This is a genomic window from Streptomyces sp. WAC 06738 (assembly GCF_003945505.1).
Lineage (GTDB): Bacteria > Actinomycetota > Actinomycetes > Streptomycetales > Streptomycetaceae > Streptomyces.
The window spans coordinates 794,478-812,343 of the sequence record NZ_CP029618.1; the positions used below are offsets into that span (position 1 = coordinate 794,478).

The following is a 17,866-nucleotide window of genomic DNA, read 5'->3' on the forward strand; positions in this document are numbered from 1 at the left end:
CACTGTACGAGATCGTCCGCGCGCCCTGAAGTGCGGGTGGCGGCCGGGGAGTCCGGGGGAGCCCGCGGCACCGGCCGCGGCAGTTTCCCTAGCATTCCTATCGGCATGATAGGGAAGAGTGGTGAGCGGCAACGACAAGGGCAGCCCCGGCACCCCGCGGGACCCGTACTTCGACAACGTCAAGTTCCTGGCGGTGGTGCTCGTCGCGTGCGGGCACGCCTGGGAGCCGCTGGTGGACGGCAGCCGGGCGGTCGCCGCGGCCTACGAGACCGTCTACGCGTTCCATATGCCCCTCTTCGTCCTCGTCTCCGGCTACTTCTCCCGCGGCCAGGACGGCTCGCCCCGCCGGGCCCGGGGCCTGATCACCGGGCTGGCCGTGCCGTACCTGGTCTTCGAAACGGCGTACACGCTCTTCGGCCGCCACGCCGGCGACAACGCGAGCCCCTTCAGCCTGCTCGACCCCTGGGGCGTGACGTGGTTCCTGCTCGCGCTCTTCGTCTGGCGGCTGTCCGTGCCGCTGTGGACGGTGCTCCGCCACCCGCTGCCGGTGGCGCTGGCGGTCGCGGCGCTGGCCACCGCCACCCCCGACATCGGCAACGACCTGGAGCTGCAACGAGTCCTCCAGCTCCTGCCGTTCTTCGTCCTCGGCCTCACCTGCGCACCGGAGCGGCTGCGGCTGCTGCGGCGGCGCGAGGCGCGGATCCTGGCCGCCCCGGTGCTCCTCGCCGCACCGGTGGCCGCCTACCTCCTCGGCCCGCACACCGACCGGCGCTGGCTCTACCGCAGCACCGCCGCCCAGGAGATCGGCTACTCCGGGACCACCGGACTGCTCGCCGCACCCGTGCTCTTCTGCTGCTCGCTGCTGCTGGCCGCGGCCTTCCTCGCCTGGGTGCCCGGACGGCGGCTGTGGTGGACCGTGCTGGGCGCGGGCACCCTCTACGGCTACCTGCTGCACGCCTTCGCCACCCAAGGGGCCCGCTACGGCGGCTGGTACGAGCCCGCGTGGCTCTCGACGCCCGCCGGGCCGGTGGCCGTCACCCTCGCCGCCGCCGCGGGCATGGCGCTGCTGTGCACCCCGCCGGTACGCCGGGCGCTGCGCTGGGCGGTCGAGCCACGGCTCGCGCCGCTGTTCCGGCCGGCGGGCAGTGTGCCCTCTCGCGCCCCCCGTTCGGTTGAATCCCGCGGACTCGCTCCGACGCCCGCCCACGCGCCCCTTACGGTCGTCGGTTGTACGACCGTCGGTTGTACCTCGCCAGCCGGTCACCGACCTCCGGGGGGCCACGATGAGGAACCGCAGCGCCGGTGAGCTGCCCGCCGAAGCCACCAGCTTCGTCGGCCGCCGGCAGGAACTCGCGCTGCTCGACGCCTGTCTGCGGCAGGCCCGCCTGGTCACGCTCACCGGACCCGGCGGGGTGGGCAAGACCCGCACCGCCGTGCGCGGCGCGCACCGGCTGCGCTCCCGCTTCCCCGACGGCGTCACCCTCGTCCCGCTCTCCGCCCTCGCCGACCCGCGGCTGCTGCCCAACACCGTCGCCGCCGCGCTCGACCTGCCGGAGCAGACCGCGCTGCCGGCGCAGGACGCGCTCGCCGCGTACCTCAAGGACAAGACGGCGCTGCTCATCCTCGACACCTGCGAGCACCTGGTCGACGCCTGCGCCGTGCTCACCGAGGAACTGCTGCGCGCCGCTCCGCAGTTGCACGTCGTCGCCACCAGCAGGCAGCCCCTGGACGTGGCGGGCGAGCACATCCTGCCGATCCCGCCGCTGGCCGTCCCGGACTCCGGGCCCGCGGACGACGCGCTGCAGTTGTTCACCGACCGGGCCGCCGCGGCCGTGCCCGGCTTCACCGTCGACGACGACAACCGCGCCGACGTCCTCGCCCTCTGCCGCCGCCTCGACGGCATCCCGCTCGCCATCGAACTGGCCGTCAGCCGGCTGCGGGTGCTCTCCCCCGAGGAGATGCTCAACCGGCTCGACCACCGCTTCCAACTGCTCACCGGCGGCCGGCGCACCGCCGTGCCGCGGCACCAGACGCTCCGTACCACCATCGGCTGGAGCTACGAGCTGTCCACCGAGCCCGAGCGGCTGCTGTGGGCGCGGCTCGCGGTGTGCGCCGGGGAGTTCAGCCTGGACGTCGCCGAGGCGGTCGGCGCGGAGGGGGCGCTGCCCGTCGAGGGGGTGCTCGACGCGCTGATCGGGCTGGTGGAGAAGTCCGTGGTGCTGCGGGTGGAGTCGGAGCACGGCACCCGCTACCGGATGCTGGACACCATCAGGGAGTTCGGCCTGGAACAGCTCGGCCCCGGCGCCGAGGCGGAGCGCACCCGGCGCCGGCACCGCGACCACTTTCTGCGCCGGGCCCGGTTCTTCGACGCCGAGTGGACCGGCGACCGGCAGGCGGTGCTGCTGCGGGAGATGGTCCGCGACCAGGCGGACGTACGGGTCGCGCTGGAGTTCTGCGTCGCCGACCCGGACGACCCCTCCGCGGGCCTGCGGATGGCCACGCTGCTGTGGGGCTACTGGCACTGCACCGGGCTGCTCACCGAGGGCCGCTACTGGCTCCGCCGCGCCCTGGACCGCTGCCCCGAGGACCGCCCGGAGCGGGTGAAGGCGCTCTGGCTGACCTGCTGGTTCATGGACATGCAGGGCGAGCGCGGCGACACCTTCGCGCTGCTGGACGAGGCCGAGGCCATCGCCCTGCGCATCGGCGACCGCACGGGCCTCGCCTGGACCCGTACCTTCCGCCACCACTCCCGCTACTTCCGCGGCCGGACAGACGGCGTCGCCGAGGGCTTCGAGGCCGCCCGGCGGGAGCTTGCGGAGCAGGGCGACGAGACCGGGCTGCTCATGAGCGGGTTCATCGTGGGCTTCTTCCACGTCCTCAACGGCGGTACGGGCGAGGGCATCGCGCTCAGCGAGGACTCCCTCCGGCGCAACGCGGCCACCCCGGCCGAGCTCTGGTCGCGCGGCTGGGCGCTGTGGGTCAAGAGCATCGGCCTGTGGCTCAAGGGCGAGCACCTGGAGAGCATCGAGTGCGCCAGGCAGGGCATCCGCGCCAAGGCGGTGCTGCACGACCTGATGGGCGTCGCGCACTTCCTGGAGGGCTTCGCCTGGCGGGCGGCGGAGCTGCGGCACTTCGAGCGGGTGGCCGTGCTGCAGGGCGCGGCGGACGCGCTGTGGCGCCGGGCGGTGAAGGAGGCCAGGTTCGGCATCCGCGTCCTGCACGACCTGCACGGCGGCGCGGCGGACGCGGCCCGCGAGGCGCTGGGCAACGACGGCTACGACACCGCGTTCCGCGAGGGCGGCCGGCTGCCCACCAACGCGGCGGTGGCGCTGGCGCTCGCCGACGAGGCGGCGCCGCCCGCGCCCGCGGTACCGGCGCAGCCGCCGGGCGCGGGCGACGGGCTCACGCCGCGGCAGCGGCAGGTGGCGGGGCTGGTGGCCAGGGGGCTGACGAACCGGGAGATCGCCGAGAAGCTGGTGATCTCCAAACGCACGGTGGACGCGCACGTGGAGCACATCCTGGCGAAGTTCGGCTTCACCTCGCGCTCGCAGATCCCGGGCGTCCTCTCCGGCCCGCTGCACGCGCCCGTGGACGGATGACCGCGGCCCGGTTCGTACGGGAAAGGTGCGCCGGTCGTACGGAACGGGCCGGCCTCCCTGCGGCGCGGCTCGTACGCCACGGCCTCCGCGGCGCTACAGCTCGTCCGGGTCGGCGCGCTCCAGCGCGGGGCGCGGGCCCGGCGCCACCTCGTCCAGCAGGTAGTCCGCGGCCACGGTGTCCGTGACCAGGCTCGTGACCAGCCCCGAGCGCAGCACCGCCACGATCGCCTCGCGCTTGCGCGCGCCGCCCGCGATGGCGACCACCTCGGGGATCCGGCGCAGCCGGTCCGCCTCGACGGTGATGCACCGCTCCCCCAGGTCGCGGCCGATGCGCCGCCCCTCGGCGTCGAAGAGGTGCGCGGACATCTCGGCGGCGGCGCCCAGCGAGGCGTAGTGCGCGCGCTCCTCCTCGGAGAGCATGTCGTGCATGGCGGAGATGCCCTCCTCCCAGGAGCCGATGGAGACGGCGGCGACGGTCACCTTGTCGAAGTACTCGAAGGCGCGGGCCACCCCGGTCTGGCTGCGCAGCGCGGTGGCGGTCGCGGCGTCGGGCAGCAGCATCGGCGCGTAGATCGGGTGGGCCTCGCCGCCGGCGACCTCCGCGGCGCGGCGCACGGCCTCCACGGAGCCGCGCTCCGCGGTGCCCGCGTCGTAGACGCCGGTGAGCTGCACGACGGTGCACGGGGGCAGCCGGTGCAGCGCCTGCGCCATGTTGATCGTGGACCGGCCCCAGGCCAGACCCAGCACGTCACCCTCGGTGACCAGCTCGGCGAGGAGGTCGGCGGCGACGCTGCCGAGGTTCTCCGGGTCGCGGGTGTCGGGCACCGCGTCGGCCGGCGCCTCCACGACGACGGCGTGCCTGAGGCCGAAGCGGGCGCGCAGGGCGTCGGAGCGCTCGGCGTCGAGCTCGGCGGGGACGCGGATCTCGATCCGTACGAGGTCGCGCTCGAGCGCGGTCTCCAGCACCCGGGCGACCTTGAAGCGGCTGACGCCGAACTCGTCGGCGATCTGGATCTTGGACTTGCCCTCCAGGTAGAAGCGGCGGGCCATCGCCGCCGCCTGTACCAGCTCCGCGGGTCCCATCCGCGCAGCCGTCCGGCCCGTCGACACGAGATCTCCTTTGCTCTCCCCGGCGGAGCTGCTCGAAGGCGCTGCTCCGTCTTCAATACTTTCACGATCCGGGCCCGGAGGCGTCGGCTCCGAAGGGGCGCGGGCCGCGGGCGCGGGGCTTGTGCCGGTGTGCGCGGGCGCTAGTGGCAGCCCGTCGCCCAGGGAGCCCCCTCGCCGGCCGCCTGCGCCTGAGCGCGCAGCGCCCGCACCGCGGCGGCCGGATCCTCGGCCCCGTACACCGCGGAACCGGCGACGAACACGTCCGCGCCCGCCTCGGCGCAGCGCTCGATGGTCTCCGCGGAGACGCCGCCGTCGACCTGCAGCCACATCTCCAGGCCGTGCTTGGCGATCAGCTCCCGGGTGCGGCGCACCTTGGGCAGCATGATGTCCAGGAACGCCTGGCCGCCGAAGCCCGGCTCCACGGTCATGACCAGCAGCATGTCCAGCTCGGGCAGCAGGTCCTCGTACGGCTCGATGGGGGTGGCGGGCTTGAGGGCCATCGCGGCCCGCGCCCCCTTGGCGCGCAGCTCGCGCGCCAGGCGCACCGGCGCCGCGGCCGCCTCGGCGTGGAAGGTCACGGAGCCGGCGCCCGCGTCCACGAACGCGGGGGCCCAGCGGTCCGGCTCGTCGATCATCAGGTGGCAGTCCAGCGGGGTGTCGGTGGCCCGGCGCAGCGACTCGACGACCGGGACGCCGAGCGTCAGGTTGGGCACGAAGTGGTTGTCCATGACGTCGACGTGGAGCCAGTCGGCGCCCGACACCGCGTCCGCCTCCTCGGCGAGGCGGGCGAAGTCGGCGGAGAGGATGCTGGGGTTGATCTGGACTGCCATGCCCCCCAGCCTGCCATGCCCGCGCCGGGGCCGGGGCCGCGGTACCCGTGCTGCCACTCCCCGTTCACCGTGCGTGGGCCGGAATGTCGGGTTCGGCGCCCGGCCCTTCCGCCGGGGGCCGGGGGCCGGACGCGGGCGGGGGGTCAGCCGCGGGCGGAAGGTCAGCCGGTGCGGCGCAGCAGCGCGAGGTACATCGCGTCGGTGCCGTGGCGGTGCGGCCAGAGCTGGATGTCGGGTCCTTCGCCGAGCTCCGGTACGCCGGGCAGCAGCGGGCGGGCGTCGACCAGCTCGGCGGCGGGGGCGCCGGCCGCCTTCAGCACGTCGTCGACGACGGCGCGGGTCTCGGCGGGGTGCGGGGAGCAGGTGACGTAGCCGACGACGCCCCCGGTGCGTACCGCCCGCAGCGCGTCCTCCAGCAGCGCCCGCTGGAGCGGCGCGAAGCCCTCCAGGTCCTCGGGGCGGCGGCGCCAGCGGGCCTCGGGGCGGCGGCGCAGGGCACCCAGGCCCGTACAGGGGACGTCCACGAGGACGCGGTCGAAGCCGCCGGGGCGCCAGGCCGGGCGGGTGCCGTCGGCGACGACGACCTGGTACGGGCCCGGGTTGCCGACAAGCGCGCGGGCGACCAGCCGGGCCCGGTGCGGCTGCTTCTCGGCCGCCACCAGCGCCGCGCCGCGCTCCGCGGCCAGCGCCCCGAGCAGCGCCGCCTTGCCGCCGGGGCCCGCGCAGCCGTCGAGCCAGCGGGTGTCGGGGCCCTCCAGCGGGGCGTTCGCGAGCGCCAGCGCGACGAGCTGGCTGCCCTCGTCCTGCACGCCTGCCCGGCCGTCGCGCACCTCGTCCAGCGCGCCCGGGTCGCCGCCCTCGGCCAGCCGCACGGCGTACGGGGACCAGCGCCCCGGCAGCGTGTCCGGCCCGCTCAGCTCCGCCGGCGTGGCCCGTCCCGGGCGGGCGACGAGGGTGACCTCGGGCCGCTCGTTGTCGGCGGTGAGCAGCTCCTCCATCCCGGCCCTGCCGCCGCCGAGCGCGTCCCAGAGCGCGGAGACGATCCAGCGGGGGTGGGAGTGGACGACGGCGAGGTGTTCCTCGGGGTCGTCGGCGTAGGGCGGTGCCACCTCGGCCAGCCAGCCGTCCAGGTCGCGGGCGGCGATCTTGCGCAGCACGGCGTTGACGAACCGCGCCCGCCCGTCGCCCAGGACGACGCGCGCCAGCTCGACCGTCGCCGAGACGGCGGCGTGCGGCGGGATGCGGGTGCCGAGGAGCTGGTGGGCGCCGAGGCTGAGGACGTCGAGCACCTCGGGGTCGACCTCGCGCAGCGGGCGGTCGACGCAGGCGGCGATGATCCGGTCGTACGTGCCCTGGCGGCGCAGCGTGCCGTAGACCAGCTCGGTCGCCAGGGCCGCGTCCCTGGCGTCGAAGCCGTCGCGCTGCCGGGCCTGCCTGAGCATGGGCGGCAGCACGAGGTTGGCGTAGGCGTCGCGCTCGTCGACCGCGCGGAGCGCGTCGTAGGCGAGGATCCGTACGGGATCCTTCTGCGGCCTGCGGTAGGGCTTGGCGGGCCGGCGACGGCGCGGCTGGTCGCTCACGTGAAATGTGCTCCGGGGCTGGCAGTTGCGTACACCGGAAGCCTACGCCCCGGCGGGCTCCGGCCCGTCGCCGAGGCATTCACCGGAGGCGATGCGCACCCCGCGCGCCCAGTCCGCCGCCGCCATCGGGCGCTTGCCCTGAGGCTGCACCCACTGCAGCTCCACGGCGTACGAACCGGTGCCGACGTGCACCGCGGACTTCCCCACGGCCAGCTCGCCGGGCGCCAGGTCGGTGCGCTCGGGGAGGGGGGCGACCGAGCGGACCTTCAGCCGCTCGCCGCGGAACGTCGTCCAGGCGCCGGGTGCCGGGGAGCAGCCGCGGACCACGCGGTCGACGCGCAGCGCCGGGGCGGCGAAGTCCAGCCGCGCGTCCGCCACCTGGATCTTCGGGGCCGACGTCACGCCCTCGGCGGGCTGCGGCACGGCCTCGAGGCTGCCGTCCTCGATCCCGTCCATGGTGGCGGCGAGGAGCCCCGAGCCGGCCATGGCCAGCCGGGTCAGCAGGTCGCCGCTGGTGTCGGTGGGCCGCACCTGCTCGGTGACGACCCCGAACACCGGCCCGGAGTCGAGCCCTTCCTCGATCCGGAACGTGGTCGCGCCGGTCACCTCGTCGCCGGCGAGGATCGCGTGCTGCACGGGCGCGGCGCCGCGCCAGGCGGGCAGCAGCGAGAAGTGCAGGTTGACCCAGCCGTGCACCGGGATGTCGAGCGCGGGCTTGGGCAGCAGGGCGCCGTACGCGACGACGGGGCAGCAGTCGGGGCCGATGGCGCGCAACCGGTCGAGGAACTCCGGCTCCTTGGGCCGCCCGGGCTTCAGCACCTCGATGCCGGCCTCCTCGGCGCGCTGTGCGACGGGGCTGGCCACCAGCCGACGGCCCCGCCCGGCGGGCGCGTCGGGCCGGGTGACGACGGCGACGACCTCGTGCCGGTCCGACGCGAGGAGAGCGTCGAGGGCGGGTACGGCGACTTCCGGCGTACCGGCGAAAACGAGCCTCATGGGCGGTGCGGGTCCTCTCGGCTGCTGCGTGGGGCGACATGGGGCGGTAGGCGGCACCACGTCGGGGCCGCCAAGTCTAGGACCCGTGCAGGCGGGGCCGGGGGCGGGCGCGGGCGGAACGCCGTGGTCCGGATACGCCAGGGGCGTGCGGTCGGCCGCACGCTCCCGGGCACGGAGCGCGCGCCCCCGACCCGTGACCGCCGAGTAAGTGTCGCGTTGCATCAGTCAGGAAAGTGAAAAACGACCGAAACGGGCCGCTCCGCGGCCCGATCCGAACGACGCCGGTTCGAGAGGCTTCTCCATGGCCGACCACGCAAGCCACGACGCCCAGGCGCGGGCGAGCCTGCAGCTCCTGGTGCGGGACATCGAGCGGGTGCGCAGGCAGGTCGACGCGCTGCGCACCCTCACCGCCCAGCTTGGCAACGTCTACCGCCCCCGGCGGACGGGCCCGTCCGCGGGCTTCGTCGTGTACGGGCGGGCCCCGGCGCCCACGGTGCGGCTCGCCCAGGAGCTGCGGGACAGCGTCGAGACGCTGGTGACCGCGGCCGTCGACTTCGACCGCTCGCTCGGCTTCTCCTGGGACGCGGTGGGCTCGGCGCTGGGCGTCACCAAGCAGGCGGTCCACCGCCGCTACGGCACCCGCCGCGCCCAGCAGGCGCCCCGCGAGGCCGGCTCCGCCGAGGCCGCGGGCGCTCCCACCGGCGAGTCCCGGCTGCCGTCGGGCACGCTCCCGGTCGTCCCGGCCGCCCGCCCGGCCCCGGGCACGACGACGCCGACGCAGCAGACGGACGCGGTGGCGATCACGCAGTCCTGACCGCGGCCGCCCGGGGCCCGCGGCCGGCGGCTGCCCCCTCCGTATGCGCGCGCCAGTCCCCTGCCGTCCTGTGCCACGGGGGCCGACCCGCACTCGTGCGTCCCGTCGAGTGCCGCGCCGCGCTCCCGGAGTCCGGCGCGGCGCCGGCAGCGCGCACTCCTGACCCGCGCGCCGCCGCGGGCCCACCCGTGGCACCGGCGGGCGTCCCGTGCCCTCCTGCGCCTCTGCGGCTCGCACGGCTTTTCCGGCACTCCTCCCGGACCCCGCCGCCCCCGCGGGGACCGGCTCAGCCGATCCTCCCGGACCCCGCCGCCCCCGCGGGGACCGGCTCAGCCGATGTCCGGGGGGTCGATGCGGATGCGCAGGGGCGGGCCCGTACGGCGGGCCATGCGGGACGCCTGCGCCGCCTTCAGGGCCGCCGCCAGGGCGGCGCCGTGGCCCGGCGGGACACGTAGCAGCACCCGCTCCCACGACTCCCCCGGCGCCGGGCCGCCGCCCGGCGCACCCCGCCCGCCCGGCGGCTCCGGCACCGGCACCGGGCCCAGCACCTCCGTCGACGGCGGCAGCCCCGCGTCGCCGACGAACGCCGTGACCGCCTCCTTCGGTCCCCAGACCGCCGCCATCCGGGACACCGGCGGGAAGCCCAGCTCCGCGCGCTCCGCCAGCTCGGTGCCGGCGAAGCCCGCCGGGTCCCAGCGCACCAGGGCCTGCACCGGACGCTGCGCCGGGTCCGCGACGACCGCCGCGACCCCGCCCGCGGCGGAGCCGCGGACCAGCGCCGCGGCGGTCAGCCAGCGCCGCAGCGCCTCCTCCCCGGCCCGCAGGTCCGGGCGGTTCAGCAGCGCCCAGCCGTCGAGGAGCAGCGCCGCCGCGTACCCGCCCTCCGCGACGGGCTCCGCGCCCGGCGTGCTGACGACCAGCGCCGGGGCGTCCGGCACCCGCGCCAGCACATGGTCGCGCCCCGACGTGCGCACCGGCACGGACGGGAACGCCCGCCCCAGCTCCTCCGCCGTCCGCCGGGCGCCGACGACCTGCGCGCGCAGCCGCGTGCCGCCGCATTCGGGGCACCGCCAGGCGTGCTCCCGGGTCGCGCACCAGCCGCACACCAGCGCCTCCCCGCGGCCCTCGCCGACCAGCGGGCCCGCGCAGCGGGCGCAGCGCGCGGGTGCGCGGCAGCGGGCGCAGGCCAGCCGGGGCGCGTAGCCGCGGCGCGGCACCTGCACCAGCACGGGACCGGCCCGCAGCCCCTCCCGCGCGACCTGCCACGCGAGCGTCGGCAGCCGGGCGGCGCGGGCCGCCGCGTCGCGGGCCTGCTCGCTGTCGCCGACCGTGCGGACGAGCGGCGCGGCGGCCCGTACCGTCTCGCGGGCGGCGGCGACGGGCTGGGCCCAGCCGCTCTCCACGTAGCGGGCGGCCTCGACGCTGCACGCGTGGCCGCCGACGAGGAGCCCGGTGTGCTCGCGGGCGGCGCGCAGGGCCAGGATCTCGCGGGCGTGCGGCTGCGGGGCGCGGTCGTCGGCGTGCGAGGTGTCGGCGTCGTCCCAGATGGCGGCGAGCCCGAGGTCCCGTACGGGCGCGAAGGCGGCGGCCCGGGTGCCGACGACGCCGCGGACGGCGCCGCGGTTCACCGCGAGCCAGCGGCGGTAGCGGGCCTCGGGCCCGGCGTCGGCGGTGAGCAGCACGTGCCGGCCGCGCCCGACGAGGGCGGTCAGCGCCTCGTCGACGCGGGCGGCGGCGCGGCCGTCGGGCAGCACGGCGAGGGCGCCGCGGCCGGCGGCGAGGGCGGCGGCGAGCGCGCGGGCCAGCTCGTCGGGCCAGTCGGGTCCCGGCAGCGCCGTCCACACCGCCCGCGGGGCGCCGCCGCCGGCCAGTGCGGCGAGGAGCCCGGGTCCGTTGGCGTAGCGCGCCCAGCTCCCGGCGTCGGGGGCGGGGGCGGCGGGAGCGGCTCCGGCGAGGGCTTCTTCTCGGCACGGGCCATCCGCGGCGGCAGCGCGAGCTGGACGACGTCGGCGAGGGCTCCGGCGTACCGGTCGGCGACCGCTTGGCACAGGTCCAGGAGCTGCGCCCCCAGGACGGGCTCGGGCGAGAGGACCTGGGCGAGGGGCGCGAGGGTGCCGGGGAAGTCGCTGTCGGCGCGGCGCTCGACCACGTACCCGTTGATCAGCCCGCCGCCCTCGCGGCGCCCCTCGCGCTCGCCGGCGCCGAAGCGGACGCGGACGCGGACGCCGGGGCGCGCCTCGGCGTCCATCGCGGCGGGCACGGCGTAGTCGAAGAGGCGGTCGAGGTGGAGCAGGCCCTTGTCGACCAGGACGCGGGCGACGGGCAGTTCCCGGGCCAGCGCGGCGCCGCGCCAGGTGCGCGGGCGGGCGCGGGGGCCCTTGGCCTTGCGCACGGTCTCCCGGATGAGGGCGAGCTGCTCCGCGCCCTCGGGTGCCGCCTCCCGGCCGTCGTCGCTGCTCACCCCTCCGTCCTACCAGACGCGGCGGACACCCCGCCGGACGGCCAGAGGCCCCGGACCGCGGTCCGGGGCCCCGGGATCGTCCGGCGGATCACCTACGGGCCCGCGGTGCGCGGCGCGGGACCTCGATGCGTCGTCGCGCCGTCCGCGTACCGCGGCCCGGTGCGCGGACGGCGCTCCGCGGGGAAGCGGGATGGGCGCTCAGATGCCGGCGGCCTTGCGCAGCGCGTCGACGCGGTCGGTCCGCTCCCAGGTGAAGTCGGCCAGCGGGCGGCCGAAGTGGCCGTACGCGGCGGTCTGGGAGTAGATCGGGCGCAGCAGGTCCAGGTCGCGGATGAGCGCCGCCGGGCGGAGGTCGAAGACCTCGGAGATCGCGTTCTCGATCTTCTCGACGTCGACCGTCGCGGTGCCGAAGGTCTCGACGAAGAGCCCGACCGGCTCGGCCTTGCCGATCGCGTACGCCACCTGCACCTCGCAGCGCGAAGCCAGCCCTGCGGCCACGACGTTCTTCGCGACCCAGCGCATGGCGTACGCGGCGGAGCGGTCGACCTTGGACGGGTCCTTGCCGGAGAAGGCGCCGCCGCCGTGGCGGGCCATGCCGCCGTAGGTGTCGATGATGATCTTGCGCCCGGTGAGCCCGGCGTCGCCCATCGGGCCGCCGATCTCGAACCGGCCGGTGGGGTTCACCAGCAGGCGGTAGCCCTCGGTGTCCAGCTTGATGCCGTCGTCGAGGAGCGCCTTCAGCTCCGGCTCCACGACGAACTCGCGGATGTCGGGCGTCAGCAGCGAGTCCAGGTCGATGTCGGAGGCGTGCTGCGAGGAGACGACGACGGTGTCGAGCCGGGCCGCCTTGTCGCCGTTGTACTCGATGGTGACCTGCGTCTTGCCGTCGGGGCGCAGGTAGGGGATGGTCCCGTTCTTGCGGACCTCGCTGAGCCGGGCGGAGAGCCGGTGCGCCAGGTGGATGGGCAGCGGCATCAGCTCGGGCGTCTCGTCGCAGGCGTAGCCGAACATCAGGCCCTGGTCGCCGGCGCCCTGGAGGTCGAGGTCGTCGCCGCCGGATCCCTCGACCCGGCTCTCGTACGCGGTGTCCACACCCTGGGCGATGTCCGGCGACTGGGCGCCGATGGACACGGAGACACCGCAGGAGGCGCCGTCGAAACCCTTCTTCGACGAGTCGTACCCGATCTCCAGGATCTTGTTCCGCACGAGGGTCGCGATGTCGGCGTAACCGGAGGTGGTCACCTCGCCGGCCACGTGCACCTGGCCGGTGGTGATCAGCGTCTCGACCGCGACGCGCGAGTGCGGGTCGTCCTTGAGCAGGGCGTCGAGGATGGCGTCGCTGATCTGGTCAGCGATCTTGTCGGGGTGGCCCTCGGTAACGGACTCCGAGGTGAAAAGACGGCGGGACACATCGCTCCCCACGGTTGCAGCGGCTGCTGGCTGATCGGTTGCGGAACCCGGGCCGGGCACTTCCGGGACGGGCCCGCGGGCCATTTTATCCGGGAGTCTCGCTCCAGGGACAACCCGTCTCGGTCCCTGGATGCCCGTTGACCTGGGGAACAGCAGGTTCCCGCAGGAGTTCCCCCGGAAAGCAGCAATAATCTGCCGGAGTGTCGGCCGGGGGCGGCTCAGCCGAACCGTTCCGCCACGAGGTCCCACACCACGTCGGCCAGCGCTTCCTTGGGCCCGAACGGCACCGGCACCTCGCGCCCGTCGGCGGTGAGCACCACGGCCTCGTTGCCGTCGGAGCCGAACGCCTTGGTCTCCCCCACCTCGTTGACGACGAGCAGGTCGCAGCCCTTGCGGGCGAGCTTGGCGCGGCCGTTGGCGAGCACGTCGTCGGTCTCGGCGGCGAAGCCGACGACGACCTGCCCGGGGCGCGGCCTGGCGGCGGAGATCCCGGCGAGGATGTCGGGGTTGCGGGTGAGGGTGATCGGGTCCGGCTCGCGGTCGTCCTTCTTCTTGATCTTGCCGGTGGCGTACGCGACCGGGCGGAAGTCGGCGACGGCCGCGGCCATGACGACGGCGTCGGCGTCGGCCGCGGCCTTCACCACGGCCTCCTGGAGTTCCACGGTGGTGCCCACGCGCACGATGTCGGCGCCCGCGGGATCGGGCAACGCGGTGTTCGCCGCCAGCAGCGTGACCCGGGCGCCGCGGGCCACGGCGGTACGGGCCAGGGCGTAGCCCTGGCGGCCGGACGAGCGGTTGCCGAGGAAGCGCACGGGGTCCAGCGGCTCGCGGGTGCCGCCGGCGCTGACGACGACGTGCCGGCCGGCGAGGTCGGGGGCCAGGCCCCCGGCGCCGCGGGCGAGCGCGCGGCGGCAGACCTCGAAGATCTCCGCCGGCTCCGGCAGCCGGCCCTTGCCGGTGTCGGCGCCGGTGAGCCGGCCGACGGCGGGCTCGATGACGACGGCGCCGCGGGCGCGCAGCGTGGCCACGTTGGCCTGGGTGGCGGGGTGCTCCCACATCTCGGTGTGCATGGCCGGCGCGAAGACGACCGGGCAGGAGGCGGTGAGCAGGGTGTTCGTCAGCAGGTCGTCGGCCAGGCCGTGGGCGGCCCTGGCGAGCACGTCGGCGGTGGCGGGGGCGACGACCACGAGGTCGGCCCGGCGGCCGATCCGCACGTGCGGGACCTCGTGCACGTCCGCCCAGGTCTCGGTGGCGGCGGGGCGGCCGGAGAGCGCCGCCCAGGTGGCCTCGCCGACGAAATGGAGCGCGGCGGCCGTGGGCACGGCCCGTACCGCGTGGCCCGACTCGGTGAGGAGCCGCAGCAGCTCGCACGCCTTGTACGCCGCGATGCCACCGCTGACGCCCAGCACCACCTCGGCCGGTGCCGCTTCCTTCGCCGCTTCCGCCATGCTCCGCTCCCCGCCGCTCGTCGTCTCCACCCCCCATGACACACCACGGGCCCGGCAGCCGCGCTGCCGGGCCCGGTGGATGAGGGATGCCTACTGCGCGGGGCCCTCGGTGGCCTCGGAGGTCAGCAGACCCGCGTTGATCTCGCGGAGCGCGATGGACAGCGGCTTCTCGTGCACGTGGGTGTCCACCAGCGGGCCGACGTACTCCAGCAGGCCCTCGCCGAGCTGAGAGTAGTACGCATTGATCTGCCGCGCGCGCTTCGCCGCGTAGATCACGAGGCTGTACTTGGAGTCGGTCGCCTCAAGCAGCTCGTCGATCGGCGGGTTGATGATGCCCTCGGGCGCGGTGATGGGAGAGGACAACCTATCCAGCCTTCCAGTGGAACTTCACGAATCAAACCTGCATCAAGGCTAGCAGCTCGGCGGAGACGTCCTCGACGGAGGTGTTGACAAGGGTCGTGTCGAACTCCTCCTCGGCCGCCAGCTCGGTCCGCGCCGCGGCCAGCCGGCGCTCGATGACCTCCGGCGGCTCCGTGCCGCGCCCGGTGAGCCGGCGGACCAGCTCGTCCCAGCTCGGCGGGGCGAGGAAGACCAGCATCGCGTCGGGCATGCTCTCCCGGACCAGCCGCGCCCCCTGGAGGTCGATCTCCAGCAGCACGGGCTCGCCGGCGTCCAGCCGCTCCAGCACGGGCCCGCGCGGGGTCCCGTACCGGTTGCCGGAGAACTCCGCCCACTCCAGCAGCTCGCCGTTGGCGACGAGCTTGTCGAACTCGTCGTCGCTGACGAAGAAGTACTGGACGCCGTGCCGCTCGCCGGGGCGGGGTCTGCGGGTCGTCGCGGAGACCGAGAGCCACACCTCGGGATGGACCTTGCGCAGATGCGCGACGACCGTGCTCTTGCCGACCCCCGAGGGGCCGGAGAGCACGGTCAGCCGCGGACGATCTGCCGGCGGGACGGGGGCCGCCCCCCGGGAGAAGGCTGTACTCATGCAGCGATTATCCCGGTTTCCGGAAGTGCCTCGGAACGTCAGGAACCGGTGCTGCCGAACTCGCGCTCCAGCGAGGCGATCTGGTTGGAGCCCAGACCGCGCACCCGACGGCTCTCGGAGATGCCGAGACGCTCCATGATCTGCTTGGCACGCACCTTGCCCACGCCGGGCATGGACTCAAGCAGGGCGGAGACCTTCATCTTGCCGATGACGTCGTTCTCCTGGCCCTGCTTGATGACGTCGTGCAGGGAAGCGCCGGAGTGCTTCAGCCGATTCTTGACCTCGGCGCGCTCCCGGCGAGCCGCTGCGGCCTTCTCGAGCGCGGCTGCGCGCTGTTCAGGGGTAAGGGGCGGAAGAGCCACGCCTACGTCACCTCGGATGTCGAACTAATCGGATATGGAACGGTGTGGAACCTAGTGGCCCCGCACCTGCGGAGCAACGAGCAACGCGCTGGCGCCCGCGCTCTGATGACGGAGACTAGCGGCCGAGAACGCGCCAGTCAGCGAGAACAGACGAAAAGTCCTGGTCAGACTCAAGTTCCGCGGCAAGTTCTGGGTATATGACCCGGTTTATGGGTATATGTTCCGTACGTCATCGGCCAATTGTTCGGCCGCCGACCGCAGCCTCCGGATATCCGGTCCGTGCGCCAGCACCGACCGGCTTGCGCTGGGCAGGACTTGGGGCAGCGCGGCCCCGAAGACCCGCGGAAGGTCGGCGGGCGCGGCGCCCTGGGCGCCGATCCCGGGGGCCAGCAGCGGGCCGCCCACGGCCAGGTCGGCGCCGGCTTCGGCGAGAGTGGCGCCGACGACGGCGCCGACCGAACCGAGCGGCTCGGCACCGCGGTTCTCGGCGGCGATGTGGTCCAGCATCGTCTGCGCGACGGTTCGTGCGCCGTGCGCGCCGTGGACGGCGGCGCGCTGCACCTCGGCGCCCTCCGGGTTGGAGGTGAGCGTGACGACGAAGAGGCCGGCGCCCGCGGCGTGGGCGGCGTCCAGCGCGGGGCGCAGCGACTCGTACCCGAGATAAGGGGTGACGGTCAGCGCGTCGGAGCGCAGCGGGGCGTCCTCGCCGAGGTACGCGGCGGCGTAGCCGCCCATCGTCGAGCCGATGTCGCCGCGCTTGGCGTCCATGAGGACCAGCGCCCCGGCCGCCCGCGCCGCCGCGACCGCCTTCTCCAGCACGGCGACGCCGCGGGAGCCGAAGCGCTCGAAGAACGCGGACTGCGGCTTGAGCACGGCGACGCGGTCGGCCAGCGCCTCGACGGCGGTCATCGCGAACCGCTCCAGACCCGCCGGATCGTCCGGCAGCTCCCAGCGGGCCAGCAGGGCGGCGTGCGGGTCGATGCCGACGCAGAGCGGGCCGCGGGCGGCCGTCGCCCGGTGCAGGCGGCGGCCGAAGGGCTCGGCGGGCTCGGGGCTCATGCGGTCGCCTTCCTGGCGTCGGCGCCGACGGCGTCGGCGAGAGTGGCGTACGGGGACGCGGCCAGCAGCTCCGCCAGGCCGCGGTGGATCCTGCGGGGCCACAGCGGGCCCTCGTAGACGAAGGCGCTGTAGCCCTGGACGAGGGTGGCGCCGGCGAGGATCCGTTCCCAGGCGTGCTCGGCGGTCTCGATGCCGCCGGCGCCGACGAGCACGATCCCGTGCTCGGCGGGCGCGCCCACGCGCGCGTAGAGGCGGCGCAGCACCTCCAGGGAGCGGCGCCGCAGCGGCGCCCCCGACAGGCCGCCGACGCCGATGGACTCGACCCGGGAGCGCGCGGTGACGAGCCCTTCGCGGGCGATGGTGGTGTTGGTGGCGATGATGCCGTCGAGGCCCAGTTCCACGGCCAGGTCTGCGACCGCGTCGACGTCCTCGTCCGCGAGGTCGGGGGCGATCTTGACCAGCAGCGGTACGCGCCCGGGGGTGCCCGGCGCGGCGGCCCTGGCGGTGCCGCCCGCGACGCGGTCGGCGGCGGCGCGGACCGCTTCGAGCAGCGGGCGCAGGTGGTCGACGGCCTGGAGGTCGCGCAGTCCCGGGGTGTTCGGCGAAGAGACGTTGACGACGAGGTAGTCGGCGTGTCCCGCGAGCCGTTCCGCGGAGGTGACGTAGTCGGCGACGGCACCCGATTCGGGGACGGCCTTGGTCTTGCCGATGTTGACGCCGACGACGGCGTTGGGCCGGTACGGGGTGCGCTGCCCGTACCGGCGGCGGGCCAGCCGGGCGGCGACGGCGGCCGAGCCGTCGTTGTTGAAGCCCATCCGGTTGACCAGGGCCCGGTCCGGGATCAGCCGGAAGAGCCGGGTCGGCTCGTTGCCCGGCTGGGCGCGCGCGGTGACGGTGCCGACCTCGACGAAGTCGAAACCGAGCATGGTCAGTCCGTCGATGCCGACGGCGTTCTTGTCGAAGCCCGCGGCGAGCCCGAAGGGGCCGGGGAAGTCGATGCCGAGCGCGTGGACGCGGAGTTCGGGGTGGCGGGGGGCCGCGGTGACGCGGACCGCGCTGCGCACGCCGGGTGCGGCGGCGGCGGCGCGGATGGCCGCGAACGCCAGGCGGTGGGCCCGCTCGGAGTCCAGCCGGGAGAGGACGCTGTGGAAGAGCAAGGGATACATGAGGACCTTCGGCTGCTTCGGGTGCCGTGCCCCCGCCGGCCGG

General features: G+C 75.3%; 14 protein-coding genes and 1 pseudogene. 3 read left to right on the forward strand and 12 right to left on the reverse strand.

The features are described 5' to 3' along the window. Window positions 1-121 precede the first annotated feature (121 nt). The gene (locus DMB38_RS03115; RefSeq protein ID WP_125933855.1) at window positions 122-1,306 is read left to right on the forward strand and encodes an acyltransferase family protein; all 1,185 of its coding nucleotides are present in this window, start codon (window positions 122-124) and stop codon (window positions 1,304-1,306) included. Continuing rightward, window positions 1,284-3,599, forward strand: a complete 2,316-nt coding sequence (locus DMB38_RS03120) for a LuxR C-terminal-related transcriptional regulator (RefSeq protein WP_125933856.1) — start codon at window positions 1,284-1,286, stop codon at window positions 3,597-3,599. The genes DMB38_RS03115 and DMB38_RS03120 overlap by 23 nt, the downstream gene beginning before the upstream one ends. Before the next feature lie 93 nt (window positions 3,600-3,692). Here DMB38_RS03120 and DMB38_RS03125 read toward each other — a convergent pair whose 3' ends face one another. The 4 genes from DMB38_RS03125 to fmt form a co-directional block, all read right to left on the reverse strand. Next, window positions 3,693-4,682 (reverse strand): sugar-binding domain-containing protein, encoded by a 990-nt coding sequence (locus DMB38_RS03125; protein ID WP_047014683.1) that lies wholly within the window; start codon window positions 4,680-4,682, stop codon window positions 3,693-3,695. A 167-nt stretch (window positions 4,683-4,849) separates the two neighbouring features. Beyond that, window positions 4,850-5,539: a ribulose-phosphate 3-epimerase gene (rpe, locus tag DMB38_RS03130; protein WP_047014684.1), complete on the reverse strand. Its 690-nt coding sequence runs from the start codon at window positions 5,537-5,539 to the stop codon at window positions 4,850-4,852. A 161-nt stretch (window positions 5,540-5,700) separates the two neighbouring features. Further along, a complete protein-coding gene (locus tag DMB38_RS03135; RefSeq protein WP_125933857.1) occupies window positions 5,701-7,119 on the reverse strand; it encodes a transcription antitermination factor NusB in 1,419 nt (472 codons plus the stop codon). Between the two features lie 42 nt (window positions 7,120-7,161). Further along, window positions 7,162-8,115 (reverse strand): methionyl-tRNA formyltransferase, encoded by a 954-nt coding sequence (fmt, locus tag DMB38_RS03140; RefSeq protein ID WP_125933858.1) that lies wholly within the window; start codon window positions 8,113-8,115, stop codon window positions 7,162-7,164. 301 nt (window positions 8,116-8,416) lie between these two features. Here fmt and DMB38_RS03145 point away from each other — a divergent pair, with 301 nt between their 5' ends. After that, on the forward strand, window positions 8,417-8,929 hold the full coding sequence (locus tag DMB38_RS03145) for a hypothetical protein (RefSeq protein WP_047014687.1): 513 nt from the start codon (window positions 8,417-8,419) through the stop codon (window positions 8,927-8,929). 329 nt (window positions 8,930-9,258) lie between these two features. Here DMB38_RS03145 and DMB38_RS03150 read toward each other — a convergent pair. The 8 genes and pseudogenes from DMB38_RS03150 to DMB38_RS03185 form a co-directional block, all read right to left on the reverse strand. Beyond that, window positions 9,259-11,390 (reverse strand): annotated as a pseudogene (locus tag DMB38_RS03150) (primosomal protein N'). Window positions 11,391-11,588: 198 nt separating this feature from the next. Next, on the reverse strand, window positions 11,589-12,800 hold the full coding sequence (metK, locus tag DMB38_RS03155; RefSeq protein WP_018836703.1) for a methionine adenosyltransferase: 1,212 nt from the start codon (window positions 12,798-12,800) through the stop codon (window positions 11,589-11,591). 218 nt (window positions 12,801-13,018) lie between these two features. Further along, the gene (gene coaBC, locus DMB38_RS03160; RefSeq protein ID WP_125933859.1) at window positions 13,019-14,248 is read right to left on the reverse strand and encodes a bifunctional phosphopantothenoylcysteine decarboxylase/phosphopantothenate--cysteine ligase CoaBC; all 1,230 of its coding nucleotides are present in this window, start codon (window positions 14,246-14,248) and stop codon (window positions 13,019-13,021) included. 90 nt (window positions 14,249-14,338) lie between these two features. Further along, window positions 14,339-14,611, reverse strand: coding sequence for a DNA-directed RNA polymerase subunit omega (rpoZ, locus tag DMB38_RS03165; protein ID WP_018836705.1), 273 nt, complete (start codon window positions 14,609-14,611; stop codon window positions 14,339-14,341). 31 nt (window positions 14,612-14,642) lie between these two features. After that, a complete protein-coding gene (gene gmk, locus DMB38_RS03170) occupies window positions 14,643-15,236 on the reverse strand; it encodes a guanylate kinase (RefSeq protein ID WP_047014690.1) in 594 nt (197 codons plus the stop codon). A gap of 38 nt (window positions 15,237-15,274) precedes the next feature. Beyond that, complete coding sequence (locus tag DMB38_RS03175; RefSeq protein WP_018836707.1) at window positions 15,275-15,598, reverse strand: integration host factor; 324 nt, start codon at window positions 15,596-15,598, stop codon at window positions 15,275-15,277. Between the two features lie 207 nt (window positions 15,599-15,805). Further along, a complete protein-coding gene (pyrF, locus tag DMB38_RS03180) occupies window positions 15,806-16,657 on the reverse strand; it encodes an orotidine-5'-phosphate decarboxylase (RefSeq protein ID WP_125933860.1) in 852 nt (283 codons plus the stop codon). After that, the gene (locus tag DMB38_RS03185) at window positions 16,654-17,823 is read right to left on the reverse strand and encodes a quinone-dependent dihydroorotate dehydrogenase (protein WP_125933861.1); all 1,170 of its coding nucleotides are present in this window, start codon (window positions 17,821-17,823) and stop codon (window positions 16,654-16,656) included. The genes pyrF and DMB38_RS03185 overlap by 4 nt, the downstream gene beginning before the upstream one ends. Window positions 17,824-17,866: the final 43 nt, after the last annotated feature.